Source organism: Paraburkholderia sp. JHI869 (assembly GCF_038900775.1).
Classification (GTDB): Bacteria; Pseudomonadota; Gammaproteobacteria; order Burkholderiales; family Burkholderiaceae; genus Paraburkholderia.
Map to the genome: position 1 here is coordinate 15,953 of NZ_JAYMSC010000034.1, position 16,421 is coordinate 32,373.

Sequence of the window (16,421 nt, forward strand, 5' to 3'; positions counted from 1 at the left end):
TCATCAGCAAATCCTTAAAACGCAAAATCGAAGCAACCTCGACGGAGAAATCGTATGAAGAAGCTGATGTTGATGTTGACCGCCTTCGGCGTCGCGGCGCTTGCGCAGCCGTCGTTCGCCCAGCCGGCCTCCGCGCCGGAGCAGGCGAGCCCGGCGACGTCGTATTCGGCGCCCACCGAAAAGCACGTGAAGAAGCCGAAGAAAAAGAAGATGAAGAAGTCGGAGGCTTCCGCTGCCGAGGCGGCGCCCGCCAGCGAGTGATGTGAAAAACGCTGGACCAAAGCAAAGAGCCCGCAAATGCGGGCTCTTTGCTTTTGGAGCGTCGATTCAGCCGGGGCAGCCTCGGCGTCGCACGCTAGCCGGTGCGCGCAATGGGCGCAGCGCAACCACGGCTTTGCCGCTCAGCGACCTCGACCAGGGACCTCAAATGCCCCACAGAACGTCGTTGTCTTCCTTCTTTGCGGCGCGCAGCATATCGAGGAAAGGAAAGGCGCGTTGCGCGAGGCCGACAGGCAGTTCGTGATGCAAGTGGCCATCCTCGCCTTCGTGATAGTGGCCCTCCTGCTCGTGGCGCTCTTTCTTGTCCGTGACGATGGCCGCTTCGAGCTTGGCGATGGCGGTGTCGAGTTCGTCGTGGGTAATCACGCCGTGCGGGCCGAGCCGCTTGCCGATGATGCCGAGAAGGTATTGTGCGAGGTTCTCCAGCATCATGACATCAGGCGCCGCATGGCATTTAAAAGTAACCAGCATGTCTGTTCCCTTTATGATTTTTTGGATCTGCGCGTGACGCTCCGGCTTGCGAAGCCAGACGGGTCAAGGCGGCCCATGTCGCGCTACCTCATTTCACATATTAGCACCTGCTAAAATCCGTCAGGACGGAATTACCCGCAGGGCGCGGCGCCCGGTCGTTCCGGCGTCCGGTACGCCGCCACGCCGCCTGCCGCAACGAGGCCGCCCGCGCATTGGCGCATGGCAGGCGGCCTGCCGCAAGGCCGGCGCGCCCTCACCCGTATTCGGCGGTCCGCGCCGGCAGCCTGAGGCCATCCCCCTTAAGCGCCGGCCCCGCATCCCATTACCCGCACAGGACTTGCAACCAGCATGCTGCCCGCACAGAAACACACCTTGGAGACCCTGCTCGCGCAAGCCGTAGCCCAGGTGGCGAAGGCCACCGAAGGCGCGAGCGAAGCCGCATTCGTCGTGCCCGCGATCACGCTCGAGCGCCCGAAGGTCGCCGCGCATGGCGATGTCGCCTGCAACGTCGCGATGCAGCTCGCCAAACCCATGCGCGCGAACCCGCGCCAGCTCGCCCAGCAGATCGTCGACGCCGTGCTCGCCCAGCCCGAGGCCGCAGGGCTCGTCGAGGCCGCCGAAGTGGCCGGCCCCGGCTTTATCAACCTGCGCCTCACCGCCCAAGCGAAGCGCGCCGTGATCGGCGCCGTGTTCGAGCAGGGCGAGGCATTCGGCCGCTCGCAGCGCGAAGCCGGCAAGCGCGTGCTCGTCGAGTTCGTCTCGGCCAACCCCACGGGCCCGCTGCACGTGGGCCACGGCCGTCAGGCCGCGCTCGGCGACGCCATCTCGAACGTGCTCGGCTCGCAAGGCTATGACGTGCACCGCGAGTTCTACTACAACGACGCAGGTGTGCAGATCGGCAACCTCGCCGTGTCCACCCAGGCGCGCGCACGCGGCTTCAAGCCCGGCGACGCCGAATGGCCCGAGGCCGCCTACAACGGCGAATACATCGCCGACATCGCACGCGACTATCTCGCGGGCGAGACCGTCGCGGCCAAGGACGGCGAGCCCGTCACGGGCGAGAAGGACCCGGAAAACCTCGAAGCGATCCGCCGCTTCGCCGTGGCTTATCTGCGCCACGAGCAGGATCTCGACTTGCAGGCGTTCGGCGTGAAGTTCGACCGCTACTACCTCGAGTCGTCGCTGTACACGGAAGGCCGCGTCGAGAAGACCGTCGAGGCGCTGGTCGCTTCGGGCGAGACCTACGAGCAGGAAGGCGCGCTGTGGCTCAAGACCACCGACTACGGCGACGACAAGGACCGCGTGATGCGCAAGTCCGACGGCACCTACACCTACTTCCTGCCCGACGTGGCCTACCACGTCACCAAGTGGGAGCGCGGCTTCACGAAGGTCATCAACATCCAGGGCTCCGACCACCACGGCACCATCGCGCGCGTGCGCGCGGGCCTGCAGGCGCTCGGCATCGGCATTCCGAAGGGCTATCCCGACTACGTGCTGCACAAGATGGTCACGGTGATGCGCGACGGCCAGGAAGTCAAAATCTCCAAGCGCGCGGGCAGCTACGTGACGGTGCGCGACCTGATCGAATGGTCGGGCGGCGCGAACCCCGGCAGCGAAGTCTCGCCCGACCTGCTCGACGAGGCGACCATCCGCCGCGGCCGCGACGCCGTGCGCTTCTTCCTCATCTCGCGCAAGGCCGACACCGAATTCGTGTTCGACATCGACCTCGCGCTGAAGGAAAACGACGAAAACCCGGTGTACTACGTGCAGTACGCGCACGCGCGCATCTCGTCGATTCTCGGCGACTGGCAGGGCAAGTTCGGCGGCGATCTGGCCGCGCTGCCCAAGGTCGATCTCGCGCCGCTCGCGAGCGAACGCGCGCTCGCGCTCATTGCGAAACTCGGCGAGTTCCCCGACATGCTCACGCATGCGGCCAGCGAACTCGCGCCGCACGCGGTGGCGTTCTACCTGCGCGAACTCGCCGCTGAGTTTCACTCGTTCTACAATGCCGAACGCGTTCTCGTCGACGACGTCGCCGAGCGCGACGCCCGCGTCGCCCTCCTCGCGGCCACGCGCCGGGTGCTCGCGAACGGCCTGGCCGTGATCGGCGTGTCCGCGCCCGAGCGCATGTAACGAGACGCGCGGGCAATCGCCAGACTGCGATACCCGCGCACAGCAACACGTTTGGGGCCGCCGCCTCGCGCGGACGGCCATTCCAGGATTCTCTTGTTTGCAGGTGATTCAGACGATGGCAAAACCGCGCCGCACTACAAAACAGCAGTCGAAGCAGTCCGGGGGAACCTTTCTCGGCATCGTGCTGGGCCTGATCGTCGGCCTTGCGATCGCGGTGGTGGTGGCGCTCTATATCACGCGCGCGCCCACGCCATTCGTTTCGAAGGTCGCGCCGGCGGCCGCTTCCGACGTCAGTCAGAACAACGAGCAGGTCGACCCGAACCGCGTGCTGCAAGGCAAGTCGCCGGGCCAGCCGGTGCCGCAGGCCGCGCAAAGCACGCCGCCCAACACGGCGCCGGGCCAGACCACGAACCAGTCGCAGTCCTCGGGCATGCTCGAAGAGCCGCAGATCGTCGAAGTGCCGCCCTCGGGTGCGAACAACAACAACGGTATGGCCGTCGCGCCGCAGCCGTCGACGGGTGAAAACGTCACGAGCGGCACGGCTATCGCGAAGAAGCCGCAGTCGGCCAGCAACTCGACGAGCAACCCGGCGCAGATCCTCGCGAACAACCAGCCGCAGAAGCCCGCCAACGCGGTGCCGACGCCGCCGGCCGCCAAGCCCGGCAGCGCCACGCCCGCACCGGGCGACGCCAACACCGGCTACTTCCTGCAGGTGGGCGCGTACAAGACGTCGGGCGACGCCGAGCAGCAGCGCGCGCGCCTCGCGTTCCAGGGGTTCGAATCGAAGGTGACGCAGCGTGACGCCGGCGGCGTGACGTACTACCGCGTGCGCATCGGTCCGTTCACGAAGTTCGACGATATGAACTCGACGCGTCAGCGCCTGTCCGATGCCGGTATCGATACGGCCGTCATCCGCTTCACGAAGCAGTAATCGCCGTCCGCGCCGCGCATCCCGCGGCGCGGCGCCCGCAATAAGCAATACGCAAGCAACATCCGCGCAGCACCCGCACGCGCCAGGTTCGCGTGAGCGGCGTCCTGCGGCAAACAACCGGCCGCCGCCGGTCCAAGAACAGTGGATTCCTACGCCATGAAACGACTTCTCGGTACGCTTTTTCTCTCGCTTTCGCTGATCGCCGGCGTGGCCCACGCCTCGGGCGACGCACCCGTGGCCGGCAAGGACTACACGGTCCTGAAGGCGCCCCAGGCGCTCGACGTGCCCGCGGGCAAGATCTCGGTGATCGAATTCTTCTGGTACGGCTGCCCGCACTGCAACGCGTTCGACCCGTACCTCGAATCGTGGATCAAGAAGCAGGGCCCGGACGTCGTCTTCAAGCGCGTGCCGGTGGCATTCCGTGACGATTTCATCCCGCATTCGAAGATGTACTACGCGCTCGACGCGCTCGGCCTCGCCCAGAAGCTCACGCCGGTCGTGTTCCACGAAATCCACGTGAACAAGAACTACCTGCTCACGCCGGAAGAGCAGGCGAAGTTCCTCGCCACGCAAGGTGTGGATTCGAAGAAGTACATGGAAGCGTACAACTCGTTCTCGACGCAGAGCGCGCTGCAGCGTGACAAGGCCCTGCTCGACGCCTACAAGATCGACGGCGTGCCGACCATCGCCATCCAGGGCAAGTACGAAACCGGCCCGGCCATGGTCCAGGGTCCGGAAGACAAGGCGCTGCCGGGCACGCTCCAGGTGATGGACTTCATCATCTCGCAAATCCGCGCGAAGAAGATGTGATGCACAGTGCCATGCAAGACGCGCCATTGAAGGTCTTCATCACCGGCGCGTCGAGCGGCATTGGCGCCGCGCTCGCAGCCGAATACGCGCGGCAGGGCGCGATTCTCGGGCTCGTCGCGCGCCGCGGCGAGGCCCTTGCCGGCTTCCGGCAGTCCCACCCCGATCACCCCATCTCCATCTATCCCGCCGACGTGCGCGACGCCGATGCGCTCGCCGCCGCCGCGCGCGACTTCATCGCGCAGCACGGCATGCCCGATATCGTCATCGCCAATGCGGGCGTGAGCCGCGGCGTGCTGACGGGCGAAGGCGATCTCGCCACGTTCCGCGACGTGATGGACACCAACTACTTCGGCATGGTCGCCACCTTCGAGCCGTTCGCTTCGGCGATGGCGCAGGCAAGGCGCGGCACGCTCGTGGGCATCGCGAGCGTGGCCGGCGTGCGCGGGCTGCCGGGCTCGGGCGCGTACAGCGCCTCGAAGGCCGCGGCGCTCGCCTACCTCGAAGCGCTGCGTGTGGAAATGCGTCCGTTCGGCGTGCCCGTGGTCACCATCGCGCCGGGCTATATCCGCACGCCGATGACGGCGAAGAACCCCTACCGCATGCCCTTCCTGATGAACGCGGACCAGTTCGCGGCGAAGACCGCGCAAGCCATTGCCCGCGGCACGTCGTTCGCGGTGTTCCCGTGGCCGATGCGCGTGGCCGCCACGATGCTGCGCGCGCTGCCGCGCTGGGTCTACGACCGCGTGTTCGAAAAGGCGCCGCGCAAGCCGCGCGCGGCGAGCCAGTAAGCCACCAGGGCTCGCTGCACGGGGTCCGCATGCCATATGGGTATGTGGATTAAATTGTTGTCTCGGCAAATTCCCTTCGATAAGCTTGGCTCGTCCGGACGCCCTTCATAGTCTTCTCGCCTCTCCCGCAGCGAACAAAATCGCGAACAAAACGGGGCGCCGCCCGCCACCGCAGAACTACGGAGATCCCATGCGCTTCACCTCGCCCACCGCGCGCACGCTTGTGCCTGGATTCGTGCTTGCGACCGCGCTCGGCGCCGCTTGCGCGTTCGCGGCCACGCCCGCGCTCGCCAAGCCGCTGACGGTCTGCACGGAGTCGAGCCCCGATGGCTTCGACGTCGTGCAGTTCAACTCGCTCGTCACGACCAACGCGTCCGCCGACGTCATCTTCAATTCGCTCGTGGCCTACGACGAAGCGCAAAAGAAGGTCGTGCCCTCGCTCGCAGAGAAGTGGGAAGTGAGCGCCGACGGCCTGACCTATACGTTCCATCTGCGGCCCAACGTGGCGTTCCAGACGACCGAATGGTTCAAGCCCACGCGCACGCTCAACGCCGACGACGTGGTCTTCACGTTCGACCGCATGCTCGACGCGAACAATCCGTGGCACAAGGTGGCAGGCGCGAGCGGCTTCCCGCACGCGCAGTCGATGGGGCTCGTCAAGCTCGTGAAGTCGGTCACGAAGGTCGACGCGAACACGGTGAAGTTCGAACTCAACGAGCCGAACGCCACGTTCCTCTCGATCCTCACGATGGGTTTCGCCTCGATCTATTCGTCCGAGTACGCCGACCAGTTGCTTAAAGCCGGCAACCAGGTCGACCTGAACGCGAAGCCGGTGGGCACGGGCCCGTTCTCGCTCAAGAGCTACACGAAGGACGCGCTGATCCGCTACGACGTGAACCCGACCTACTGGGGGCCGAAGCCGAAGGTGGACCGCCTGATCTACGCGATCACGCCCGACGCCGCCGTGCGCGCGCAGAAGGTGAAGGCCGGCGAATGCCAGATCGCGCTCTCGCCCAAGCCCCAGGACGTGGCCGCGGCGAAGGGCGAAAAGTCGCTCAAGGTCGTGGAAACGCCCGCGTTCATGACGGCGTTCGTCGCGCTCAACACGCAGAAGAAGCCGCTCGACAACCAGAAGGTGCGCCAGGCGCTGAACATGGCGTTCGACCGCACGACCTACCTCAAGGCGATTTTCGACAACACGGCGACGCCCGCGACGAACCCCTGGCCGCCCATCACCTGGGGCTACGACAAGTCGATCCAGCCGTATCCGTATGACCCGGCGAAGGCGAAGCAGCTACTCGCCGACGCGGGCTTCCCCAACGGCTTCTCGACCACGATCTGGGTGCGCCCGAACGGCAGCGTGCTGAACCCGAACCCGCGAGCGGGCGCCGAGCTGCTGCAGGCCGATTTCGCAAAGATCGGCGTGAAGGCCGAGATCAAGGTGATCGAGTGGGGCGAGCTGATCAAGCAGGCGAAGCAGGGCCAGCACGACACGCTCTTCATGGGCTGGGCCGGCGACAACGGCGACCCCGACAACTACCTCTCGCCGCTCTTTAGCTGCAATGCGGTGCAGTCGGGCATCAACTTCGCGCGCTTTTGCGACCCGCAGCTCGACAAGCTGATCGCCGAAGGCAAGGCCACCGCCGATCAGGCCAAGCGCGTGAAGCTCTACGAAGCCGCGCAGCAGATCATCCGCGACCAGGCCCTGTGGATTCCGCTGGGCTACCCGACCGCCGCCGCCATCACGCGTAACACCGTGAGCGGCTATCAGGTGAGCCCGTTCGGCCGCCAGAACTTCGCGAGCGTCGCGGTGCAGTGACGGCCATGCGCGCGCCGGGTGTTTCGCGCCCGGCGCGCCGATTACAGACCTGCCCCGACGATCACGAATTGAAACACCGCCGCATGCGCCAAACATGCGGGAAGCCCGCCCCAAGCGGAGGAGCGCCCTTTCCTCCCATTACCGCCGGTAAAATTCGCGCGCAGTTTGTTGCAGTTTGGTAACTCAAGCCGGCGAGCACCTGGCTACATTGAAGCCATCGATTCTTCAACCGAAGGGGCTCAAAATGAAAACCAAACTCTTTGCCGCGCTGGGTGCTGGAGCGCTCGTCCTGGCCGCCTCGCAAACCGCGATGGCCGGTGTGGTAGTCGGCCTGAACGTCGGCGTGCCCGCTCCGGTTTATGTTGCTCCCGCTCCGGTGTACGTCGCGCCGCAGCCCGTTTATGTGGCGCCGCGTCCGGTCTACGTCGCGCCTCCCGTGCGTGTGGCCTACGCGCCCGCTGTCGTGGTCGGCTGGCACGGCGACCGCTACTGGGACGGCCACCGCTGGTACGGCCGCCGCGAGTGGAATGGCCATCGCGGCTGGTACTAAAACCGTAAGCTGAAAAGCAAAGCGCCTCGCACATTGCGAGGCGCTTTTTTATGCGCTGTCGTTACGTGAGCCCGAATTACTTGCGGTCCGCGACGATCTGATCGAACGTGCCGCCATCGGCGAAATGCGTGGCCTGCGCGTTCTGCCAGCTGCCGAACACCTGCTCGACCGTGAAGGTCTTGATCGGCTTGAACTCGCTTGCGTGCTTCGCGAGCACGGCGGCATCGCGCGGACGCAGATGGTGCTGCGCGATGATCTCCTGCGCGGCGGGCAAATACAGATAGTCGAGATACGCCTGCGCGGTCTTGCGCGTGCCGCGCTTGTCCACGACCTTGTCGACGATCGTCACCGGCGGCTCCGCCAGCAGGCTCACCGAGGGATAGACTGCTTCGAAGTCCTTCGCACCCACGCCCGTGTCGATGAGCGCCACTTCGTTTTCGAAGGTCACGAGCACGTCGCCGATGTCGCGCTGCGTGAACGTCGTCGTCGCGCCGCGGCCGCCCGCGTCGAGCACCGGCACGTTCTTCAGCAGCGCGCGCTCGAAGTCGAGCGCCTGCGCGTCGCTCGCGCCCTGCTGCTTGCGATAGCCCCACGCGGCCAGATACGCATAGCGGCCATTGCCCGACGTCTTCGGATTGGCGATCACGACCTGCACGCCCGGCTTCGCGAGATCGTCCCAGTCCTTGATGTGCTTCGGATTGCCCTTGCGCACGAGGAACACCATCGTCGTCGTATAGGGCGCACTCGCGTCGGGCAAACGCGTGCGCCAGTTCGCGGGCACGAGATGGCCCTGCTGCGCGAGCAGGTCGATGTCGTTGGGCTGGTTCATCGTCACGACGTCGGCTTGCAGGCCTTGCAGCACCGAGAGCGCCTGCGCGCTCGAAGCCCCGTGCGACTGCTTGATCGACAGGGTCTCGCCGGTCTTCTTCTGATAGTCGGCAATGAAGCTCGCGTTGATGTCCTTGTACAGTTCGCGCGTCACGTCGTACGAGACGTTGAGCAGCGACGTTTCCGCGTGCGCCGCCCCTGCACTCAATGCGATGATGCCCGCGCCGAGCCAGCGCGCCGTGCGTCCCAAACCTGCCATGGTGGTCCCCGTCTGTCGTTGAAAAGCGTTTCGGCCTGCCGGCATGATTTTCGCAAGCAGGCCGAACGCTCGATTCTAGCGAGCCGGGGCGTATGGCTTATACCGATGCGAGCTTTGCTTTTCCGCTTTCGTGCTAAGTGGATCTCTACGCCATGATGTGCGCGCCGCCGTCGATATACACGGTGTTGCCGCTCATGCGGCGCGCGTAGCGCGTGGCGAGATACGCGGTTGCGTAGCCCACATCCATGATGTCGACGAGTTCGCCGAGCGGCGCGCGGTCCACGGCTTCCGCGAGCATGCGGTCGAAGTCGGGGAGGCCCGAGGCCGCGCGCGTTTTGAGCGGTCCCGGCGAGATCGCATGCACGCGAATGCCGAGTGGCCCGAGCTCATACGCGAGATAACGGCACGACGCTTCGAGCGCCGCTTTCACGGGGCCCATGAGGTTGTAGTTGGGCACGACGCGGTTCGCGCCGTCGTAGCTCATCGCGAAGAGCGTGCCGCCGTGCGGCATGAGCGGCGCGGCGCGCTTCGCCATGCGCACGAACGAGTGGCACGACACGTCCATCGCATAGGCGAAGCCCTTTGCCGACGAATCGAGCAGACCGCCCTGCAAATCCTCCTTCGGCGCATAGGCGATGGAATGCAGCACGATATCGAGCGCCCCCCACGTCTCGCGCACGGCATCGAACACGGCGTCGAGCTGACCGTCTTCCTCGACGTTCAGCGGCAGGAGCAGTTGCGCGCCCAGTTCGTTGGCGAGCGGTTCGACGTAAGGCTTGGCCTTGTCGTTGAGATAGGTGATGGCGAGCTGCGCGCCGAGATCGGCGAACGCGCGGGCGCAGCCGTAAGCGATGGAATCGGCGTTCGCGATGCCGGTGACGAGCGCGCGCATGCCGACAAGCGGCCGTTCGGGTGGGGTATGCATGGCTGACCTCGCAGTGGATGACGGCCGGTGATGGCCGCGGATGCAGTTAGCGTGCAGTGGGCAATGCGGCTGCCGATGTGTCGACATCAAAACGACGCGCCGCATCGGCAAGGATGCGGCGCGTCGAGGGTGAAACAGAAACGGGCTTCTTTACTCGCCCGCGCTGCGCGTTGCGCGGCGGCGCGTGGCCGTCGTGCCTGCAGCACGCGTGGAGGTGGGCGTAGACGCCGCGCGCGAGCGGCGCGCCGCCGATTTGGCGGCGGCCGGCGCCTTCGTCGCTTCAGCCGGCTCCGCGGCCTTCGCCTTCGCGCCAGCGCGCGCCGCACGCATGGGCTTCGTGGGCGTCGCGTGCTCGCTCGCGGCGGCGCTCTTCGCGCGGGAGACCTTCGCGGGAGCCGCCGGGGCCTCGGGTTGCGCCGCTTGCGCGGCGGCGGATGCCTTGACGCCCCGTTCGGCGCTGCCGTAGCCAGCCGTTGTGCCGCCAGCACCCGAATCACCACCCGACGATCCGCCTCCATCGAGCGGCGGCAAGCCCGACTTTTCGCTGCCCGGCTCGACGCCCAGCGCGCGCTGCACGTGGCGATAGCGCTCGCGCCGCTCGCCTTCGAGCGGCCCCGAAACGGTCGCGATGCGGTACACGGCCGCGAGCAGCGCCCGGCGCAGCTTCATGTCGGGCACGATCTCGGGCAAGGCGTCGATCGCGGCCTGCGGATCGAGCTGCACGATCGCGCCCTGGCGGCGCGCCGCTTCCTTCAGCTCGGCAATGGTCGGCTGGCGATCGCCGAGATACTCGCGCGCGAGTTCGCGCATGCGCTGGAACGGCCGGTACTGCACGGTATGCATTTCGTCGACGATGTACGCGGCAATACGCATGAACGCGTCGACGAGCGTGCCCTTGGTGAGATGCGCGCGCGCCGCGCGCAGGCGGTAATTCGCGAGTTCCTTGCGCAGCTCCATGAGCGGCGGCGCGATGGGTTCGAGCGGCTCGTTGGGCGCCACGCCCACCCAGGCCTGCACCCACGGCGCGGTGTAGACGTTGTAGAACGTGCTTTCGATCCAGGCGTCGCGCGCGTCGCGGTACGCATCCCACGACGCCTCGATGGTGGCCGAAGTCTGCTTTTCGAGCAGCGTGAACGGATTGTCGGGCGCGACCGGCTTGCGATGCCCGCGCACCGCTTCCGCCATGGCGGGCAGTACGCCGAGCGCGGGGTTCGCGTCGCTTATCACGCTGCGCTCCACGCGCGACGGATGCGACTCGCGCAGCGCATGCGCGCTGAACGCATTGGTCGACGCGCGCACGAACGGCGAAACGAACAGGTCATAGATGCGCTGGTTGTTCTCCGCGAAGCGGCGCACCACTTCGAAGGGCTGCTCGTCGTCGCGGCCGTCGTCGAGCGCGAGAATGTCGTCGATGGTGCGGCGCTCGAAGCGGATCTCGTAGCGCCCTTCGAGCGCTTCGAGGCGCCCGGCTTCCGGCGTCGAGTCGGTGATCTTCGCTTCGTAGAGGCCCGGCGGCAGCACGTCGATCAGGTCGAGCGCCGAGAATAGTTCGGTGTGCTCCTTATTCGCCACGCTCGCCGAAACGAAGATGCCGAGGTGCCCCACCTTGTCGTGGAGGCAATACACGATCACCTGCTCGTTGGCGACGATCTCGTCGACGCTCGCGTAGAGGTCGGGAATCCAGTTGAGCGCCTGTTGCGGCGGCGTAATGTTGTCGCCCCACGAAGCGAGCACGATGATCGGCGTGCGGATGTTGCGCAGGTCCACCGGCGAGCGCGCGTTCTTCGCGAACACCTCGTTGCGCGTGAGGTGATTGCCCACGAAAAGGTTCTGCACGATCCAGTCGATCTCGGCGCGGTTCAACTGGAAGTGGCCGCCCCACCAGCGCTCGAATTCGAGGAAGCGCTCGCGCTCGGAATCGACCTTCGAATAGAGGTTGTAGAGCTTGCCCCAGTACGTGTTAGCCGGATTGAGGTACTCGAAGTTCTGCACGAGATACGCACCGTCGAAGCGGCCGTCGCCGAGATCCGCTGCGAGCGAGGACATCCACGAGCCGCCCAGCATGCCGCCCGAATAGCGCATGGGGTTCTTGCCGCGCACGCCGGCCCAGTACGACAGCGGCGAGCCCGCGAGCATGAGCGGGCCGACCAGCGCGGGCGCGGAAGCGGCGAGCAGCGCCGCGGCCCAGCCGCCCTGGCAGTTGCCGATGATGAACGGCAAGCCGTCCGCGTCGGGATGCATCTCGCGCACGCGTTGAATGAACACGGCTTCCGCCTGCGCGACCGACTGAATGGTCTGCGTTTCGCAGGGCACCGGGAAGAAGGTCACGAAGTAGCACGGGTGACCCTTGCGCAGCGCGATGCCGACTTCGCTGTCCATCTTGAACCCTGCAATGCCGGGACCGTGGCCCGCACGCGGATCGATCACGACGAAGGGGCGCATGCGCGGGTCGGTCGGCACGTCCTCTTCGGGCTTGATGCGCAGGAGTGCGTAATTGCAGGGATCGTCGAGTTCGCGGCCGTCGACGATCACTTCGTAGTCGAACGCGAGGACCGGCGGCATGCCCGCCTGCTCATGCACGTAAGTCTGATTGCCGCGCTCGCGCAGCACGTCGAGGAACAGCACGCTGCGCTGCCAGGCGTCGTAGAGATAGTCGTAGAGCGGCTGCGCGGCCGTGGGCGCGGATTGTGCCGATTCGATTGCCCTGGTCACAGCCGATGACACGGCCGAAGCGGCCTCGGTCAGCGGCGTGCGGGGCGAAGACTCCTCGTCGGACGCGCCCGCGAGGGGCCAGAATGGCGCGAAGGGCCAGAAAGCGGTGCCCGATGCGAACGTGGGCAAAAACGAAAACGGCGACGAAAGTTGCGGCGAGGAGGTGGAAACTGCCACGAGACGAATCTCCTTTAAGGGGGCGCCGGCTCGCCTTGCGGCAAGCAAGCGCCAGGCCGGCGCGGGCCGTGGACGCGCGCCTTCACGACGAATGACGCGCGGGACCTGGCCGCTGCCCTGTTCTACCGCCCGCACTCAAGCTGCGCGGCGCGGCGGTACTGCGGGCAACGGGGCCGGCAAAAGATATTCGCGGCCGCGTACGCACTTCCTGCGCCTCGCGGCCGCGACGTGAAAAGAGCCAGATCATGTTGCACTGCGGCATCTAAAAACTTAGGCGGCGGCTCCCCGAAAGTCAAGGTTCGCCACGGGCCAAAGCTGCCTGCTCCATGATCGCCCTGCCCTGTGAACGAAGCATGACAGGCGTGCCCGCCAACCCACTTTGCATGACGCGTCACGATGCCGCGCCGGCCTCGCGCGCACCTTTGCGGCTGCCTCGTTCACGCTGGTCTACACTGTTACGGCTTTGCGCGCCGCAGCATGGTTCAGATGCATGCCCAAGTGGAGTCCGCCATGACGTCATCGCCCGACAAGTATTCGGTTCTGCTCGCCCGTTGCGGCGGCCTTGCGCCCGTGCCCACCGCCGTGGCGCATCCCTGCGACGTGTCCTCGCTCACCGGCGCGCTCGACGCCGCGAACCTCGGCCTGATCGTGCCGATCCTGGTCGGCCCCGAAGCGAAGATCCGTGCGGTGGCCGAGGAAGCCGACCTGCGCCTCGACGGCATCACCATCATCGACGCGCCGCACAGCCACGCCGCCGCCGAACTCGCGGTGCGCGCCGTGCGCGAAGGCGAGGCCGAACTGCTCATGAAGGGCAGCCTGCACAGCGACGAGCTGCTCCACGAAGTCGCGCTCGGCGCGAACGGCCTGCGCACGGAGCGGCGCCTTTCGCACGTGTTCGCGATGGACGTGCCCTCGTACCACAAGCCGCTTTTCATCACCGACGCGGCCGTCAACATCTTCCCCAAGCTCGCCGACAAGGCAGATATCGTGCGCAACGCGATCGACCTCGTGCAGTCGCTTGGCGTGGGTACGCCCAAGGTCGCCATACTCGGCGCCGTGGAAACCGTCTCCGAGAAGATGCCCTCCACCATCGACGCCGCCGCGCTCTGCAAAATGGCCGACCGCGGCCAGATCACGGGCGGCCTGCTCGACGGCCCGCTCGCCTTCGACAACGCGATCAGCGCCGAGGCCGCGCGCATCAAGGGCATCACCTCGCCCGTGGCCGGCGACCCCGACATCCTGCTCGTGCCCGACCTCGAAGCGGGCAACATGCTCGCCAAGCAACTCACCTTCCTCGCCGGCGCGGAAGCGGCCGGCATCGTCCTCGGCGCACGCGTGCCGATCATCCTCACGAGCCGCGCCGACAGCGTGCGCTCGCGCATCGGCAGTTGTGCGATCGCCGTACTGCTCGCGCATGCGCGGCGCGCACGCAAAGCCACGGAGATCCTGTGAGCAGCAGTCAAGCCCAGCCGGCCGCGGAAGGCCATGTCGTGCTCGTCGTGAATGCGGGTTCGTCGAGCATCAAGTGTTCCGTGTATCGCGTGATCGAAGACGAACACGTGGAAGGCGGTGCACGCGCGCTGCATGGCGCGGGCGGGCAGATCGAGGGCATCGGCGTCGCGCCGCGCGTGGTCGCGCATATGGCCGACGGCCGCCTGATCGTCGACGAGAAGTTTCCCGTCGCCCAGGTCGCCGATCACGACGCCGCGTTTCGCCTGTTGCGCCTCGTGCTCGCCGTGGGCCTGCGCGACACGCCGCCCGCCGCGATCGGTCATCGCGTGGTGCACGGCGGCGCGCGTTACGCCGACGCCGTGCTCATCGACGACGAAGTGATCCAGGAGCTCGATTCGCTCACGCCGCTCGCGCCCCTGCATCAGCCGCACAATCTCGCCGCCATTCTCGCGGTGCGTCAGGCCGCGCCGGAACTGCCGCAGGTGGCGTGCTTCGACACCGCGTTCCATGCGGGCAACGACATCATGGCGCAGCTCTTCGCGCTGCCGTACAGCTATTACGGCGAAGGCGTGCGGCGCTATGGCTTTCACGGCCTCTCGTACGAGTACATCGCCAGGCACCTGCACCAGGTCGCGCCCGACATAGCGCGCGGTCGCGTGGTCGTCGCGCATCTGGGCAACGGCGCGAGCCTGTGCGCGATGAAGGACGGCAAGAGCGTGGAGACGACCATGGGCCTCACCGCGCTCGACGGCCTGCCCATGGGCACGCGCTGCGGCGCGCTCGACGCGGGCGCCGTGCTCTGGATGATCGCGAAAGGCATGGACTACCACGCCATCGAGAAGGTGCTGTATCAGGAGTCGGGCCTGAAGGGGCTCTCGGGCCTGAGCAGCGACATGCGCGAATTGCTTGCGAGCGGCAGCGACCGGGCCAGGCTCGCGATCGACTTCTATACGTATCGCATCGCGCAGGACGTGGGCAAGCTCGCGGTGGTGCTAGGCGGCCTCGATGGCCTCGTATTCACGGCGGGCATCGGCGAGCATGCCGCGCCCATCCGCGCGCAGGTGTGCGAGCGGCTCGCGCCGCTTTTCGGCACCGTGCTCGACGCGCAAGTCAACGAGGTGGGCAGCAGTCAGGGCAACGAACGCGTGAGCACGCGCGAAAGCCGCGTGCCCGTTTTCGCGATCCGCACCGACGAAGAAGGGATGATCGCGCTGCATACGGCACGGTTGTTGCGGACGGCGCTCAAGCACTGAGCCGGCCTCTGCGGACCTCGCCAACGGGCAGAGCAGGCTCGCCAGTTGCTTCAGCATTGCGGGGCTGTGCAACCCTTTAGCGGAGGTTAGCCATGGCAGGGGAAACCCAAACGTTGACCGCGCAATTGCCCGTCGAGCTGAGGCCGCAGCACGGCGCGGCGGTTTGCTGTGGTTTGTTTCGTTGACCTCAGGCGTACGCCGGACCGCTCTGGTCGAACGCCTCGTCGCGCAACCGCCCAGGCGCTGCGCCGTGGACCAGCGTATCGACGAAATATTTCGCGCGCGGCCACGGACCGAAGCCTGCCGCCGTGTTGATGTGTCCCGCATCGCCGAGATTCACGAACGTGCTGCCCAGTTGCTGCGCGAGCGCGCGGGCGCCTTCGAGCGGCATCCACGGATCGGTTTCGCTGCCGATGAGAATGGACGGCACGGGAAGCTGCCGCGCCTCGAACGCGCCGGCAAAGCGGAACTTCTCGGGACTCGCGGGCGCGACGAACAGCACGCCGGCAATGTCGGCGCCGCGTTCGCCCAGCACGCCCGTTTGCAGCGCATGCGCCGCCACGAGGCAGCCGAAGCTGTGCGCGGCCAGCAGGAACGGCCCGCGTTCGCCCGCCAGCCGCCGCGCGAGCCCCGCGCCCCAGACCGCGAGATCGGGCGCGTCCCAGTCGTCCTGCTCCGCGCGCAGCGAGCGCGCGAACTGGCGTTCGAGCCAGCTCTGCCAATGGGCGCCGTCGCTGCCGTGCAGGCCCGGCACGGTGACGAGGCGCGGCGGCCAACGCATTTGCGCGCACGAAAGCATGATTTTTTCCTCGGTGGAACACGGCGTGAATCGATTGTGGCTTGCGAGGCGCGCGCGCCGAACCAATTTTTTTTGCTTAGCTTTTCGGCGCCTTCGGTGCGGCCTGGCGCGAGACACGCCGCGGGGCGCGGCGCCGCGATTCGCGCGGCGGGCGCGGGCCTGAAAAAGTAGAATGGTGCCAGTGCGCGCGGCGCGATCCCGCCGCGGCCAGCCACACCCGCATACCAGGGACAGG

The 16,421-nt window shown here is 66.7% G+C and carries 14 protein-coding genes; 9 read left to right on the forward strand and 5 right to left on the reverse strand.

The genetic code is table 11. The features are described from left to right. The first annotated feature begins 54 nt into the window (after positions 1–54). The gene (locus VSR72_RS36210) at positions 55–261 is read left to right on the forward strand and encodes an acid-shock protein (RefSeq protein ID WP_342957037.1); all 207 of its coding nucleotides are present in this window, start codon (positions 55–57) and stop codon (positions 259–261) included. Positions 262–423: 162 nt separating this feature from the next. Here VSR72_RS36210 and VSR72_RS36215 read toward each other — a convergent pair whose 3' ends face one another. Then, positions 424–750, reverse strand: a complete 327-nt coding sequence (locus tag VSR72_RS36215) for a DUF1840 domain-containing protein (protein WP_324158899.1) — start codon at positions 748–750, stop codon at positions 424–426. 348 nt (positions 751–1,098) lie between these two features. Here VSR72_RS36215 and argS point away from each other — a divergent pair, with 348 nt between their 5' ends. From argS to VSR72_RS36245, 6 genes are all read left to right on the forward strand, one after another. Then, complete coding sequence (gene argS, locus VSR72_RS36220) at positions 1,099–2,883, forward strand: arginine--tRNA ligase (protein WP_342957038.1); 1,785 nt, start codon at positions 1,099–1,101, stop codon at positions 2,881–2,883. Positions 2,884–2,980: 97 nt separating this feature from the next. Next, positions 2,981–3,814, forward strand: a complete 834-nt coding sequence (locus VSR72_RS36225; protein ID WP_342957039.1) for an SPOR domain-containing protein — start codon at positions 2,981–2,983, stop codon at positions 3,812–3,814. A 156-nt stretch (positions 3,815–3,970) separates the two neighbouring features. Then, positions 3,971–4,624 carry a thiol:disulfide interchange protein DsbA/DsbL gene (locus tag VSR72_RS36230; protein ID WP_342957040.1) on the forward strand — a complete coding sequence of 218 codons (654 nt, stop codon included), beginning with the start codon at positions 3,971–3,973 and terminating at the stop codon, positions 4,622–4,624. Between the two features lie 11 nt (positions 4,625–4,635). Continuing rightward, a complete protein-coding gene (locus VSR72_RS36235; protein ID WP_342957041.1) occupies positions 4,636–5,412 on the forward strand; it encodes an SDR family oxidoreductase in 777 nt (258 codons plus the stop codon). Positions 5,413–5,602: 190 nt separating this feature from the next. Continuing rightward, positions 5,603–7,231 (forward strand): ABC transporter substrate-binding protein, encoded by a 1,629-nt coding sequence (locus tag VSR72_RS36240; protein ID WP_342957042.1) that lies wholly within the window; start codon positions 5,603–5,605, stop codon positions 7,229–7,231. A 244-nt stretch (positions 7,232–7,475) separates the two neighbouring features. Then, entirely contained in the window at positions 7,476–7,781 is a 306-nt protein-coding gene (locus VSR72_RS36245; RefSeq protein WP_342957043.1) for a hypothetical protein, read from the forward strand. 76 nt (positions 7,782–7,857) lie between these two features. On the opposite strand, the gene VSR72_RS36250 is transcribed toward VSR72_RS36245, so the two are convergent. From VSR72_RS36250 to VSR72_RS36260, 3 genes are all read right to left on the reverse strand, one after another. Beyond that, positions 7,858–8,868, reverse strand: coding sequence for a sulfate ABC transporter substrate-binding protein (locus VSR72_RS36250; protein WP_342957044.1), 1,011 nt, complete (start codon positions 8,866–8,868; stop codon positions 7,858–7,860). 145 nt (positions 8,869–9,013) lie between these two features. Further along, positions 9,014–9,793, reverse strand: coding sequence for an enoyl-ACP reductase FabI (gene fabI / locus VSR72_RS36255; RefSeq protein WP_342957045.1), 780 nt, complete (start codon positions 9,791–9,793; stop codon positions 9,014–9,016). Between the two features lie 150 nt (positions 9,794–9,943). Further along, positions 9,944–12,682 carry a DUF3141 domain-containing protein gene (locus VSR72_RS36260; RefSeq protein WP_342957046.1) on the reverse strand — a complete coding sequence of 913 codons (2,739 nt, stop codon included), beginning with the start codon at positions 12,680–12,682 and terminating at the stop codon, positions 9,944–9,946. 510 nt (positions 12,683–13,192) lie between these two features. Between VSR72_RS36260 and VSR72_RS36265 the strand changes: the two genes are divergently transcribed. Further along, on the forward strand, positions 13,193–14,134 hold the full coding sequence (locus tag VSR72_RS36265; RefSeq protein ID WP_342957047.1) for a bifunctional enoyl-CoA hydratase/phosphate acetyltransferase: 942 nt from the start codon (positions 13,193–13,195) through the stop codon (positions 14,132–14,134). Beyond that, positions 14,131–15,387 (forward strand): acetate/propionate family kinase, encoded by a 1,257-nt coding sequence (locus VSR72_RS36270; protein WP_342957048.1) that lies wholly within the window; start codon positions 14,131–14,133, stop codon positions 15,385–15,387. The genes VSR72_RS36265 and VSR72_RS36270 overlap by 4 nt, the downstream gene beginning before the upstream one ends. A gap of 187 nt (positions 15,388–15,574) precedes the next feature. Here VSR72_RS36270 and VSR72_RS36275 read toward each other — a convergent pair whose 3' ends face one another. Continuing rightward, complete coding sequence (locus VSR72_RS36275; protein ID WP_342957049.1) at positions 15,575–16,186, reverse strand: alpha/beta hydrolase; 612 nt, start codon at positions 16,184–16,186, stop codon at positions 15,575–15,577. Positions 16,187–16,421: the final 235 nt, after the last annotated feature.

What these genes read in the sequence shown, in the direction of transcription:
- VSR72_RS36210 (WP_342957037.1), top strand. Translation starts at nt 55, where the DNA reads ATGAAGAAGCTGATGTTGATGTTGACCGCCTTCGGCGTCGCGGCGCTT.
- VSR72_RS36265 (WP_342957047.1), top strand. Translation starts at nt 13,193, where the DNA reads ATGACGTCATCGCCCGACAAGTATTCGGTTCTGCTCGCCCGTTGCGGC.
- fabI (WP_342957045.1), bottom strand. Translation starts at nt 9,793, where the DNA reads ATGCATACCCCACCCGAACGGCCGCTTGTCGGCATGCGCGCGCTCGTC.
- VSR72_RS36245 (WP_342957043.1), top strand. Translation starts at nt 7,476, where the DNA reads ATGAAAACCAAACTCTTTGCCGCGCTGGGTGCTGGAGCGCTCGTCCTG.
- VSR72_RS36240 (WP_342957042.1), top strand. Translation starts at nt 5,603, where the DNA reads ATGCGCTTCACCTCGCCCACCGCGCGCACGCTTGTGCCTGGATTCGTG.
- VSR72_RS36250 (WP_342957044.1), bottom strand. Translation starts at nt 8,868, where the DNA reads ATGGCAGGTTTGGGACGCACGGCGCGCTGGCTCGGCGCGGGCATCATC.
- VSR72_RS36235 (WP_342957041.1), top strand. Translation starts at nt 4,636, where the DNA reads ATGCAAGACGCGCCATTGAAGGTCTTCATCACCGGCGCGTCGAGCGGC.
- VSR72_RS36215 (WP_324158899.1), bottom strand. Translation starts at nt 750, where the DNA reads ATGCTGGTTACTTTTAAATGCCATGCGGCGCCTGATGTCATGATGCTG.
- VSR72_RS36230 (WP_342957040.1), top strand. Translation starts at nt 3,971, where the DNA reads ATGAAACGACTTCTCGGTACGCTTTTTCTCTCGCTTTCGCTGATCGCC.
- VSR72_RS36275 (WP_342957049.1), bottom strand. Translation starts at nt 16,186, where the DNA reads ATGCTTTCGTGCGCGCAAATGCGTTGGCCGCCGCGCCTCGTCACCGTG.
- argS (WP_342957038.1), top strand. Translation starts at nt 1,099, where the DNA reads ATGCTGCCCGCACAGAAACACACCTTGGAGACCCTGCTCGCGCAAGCC.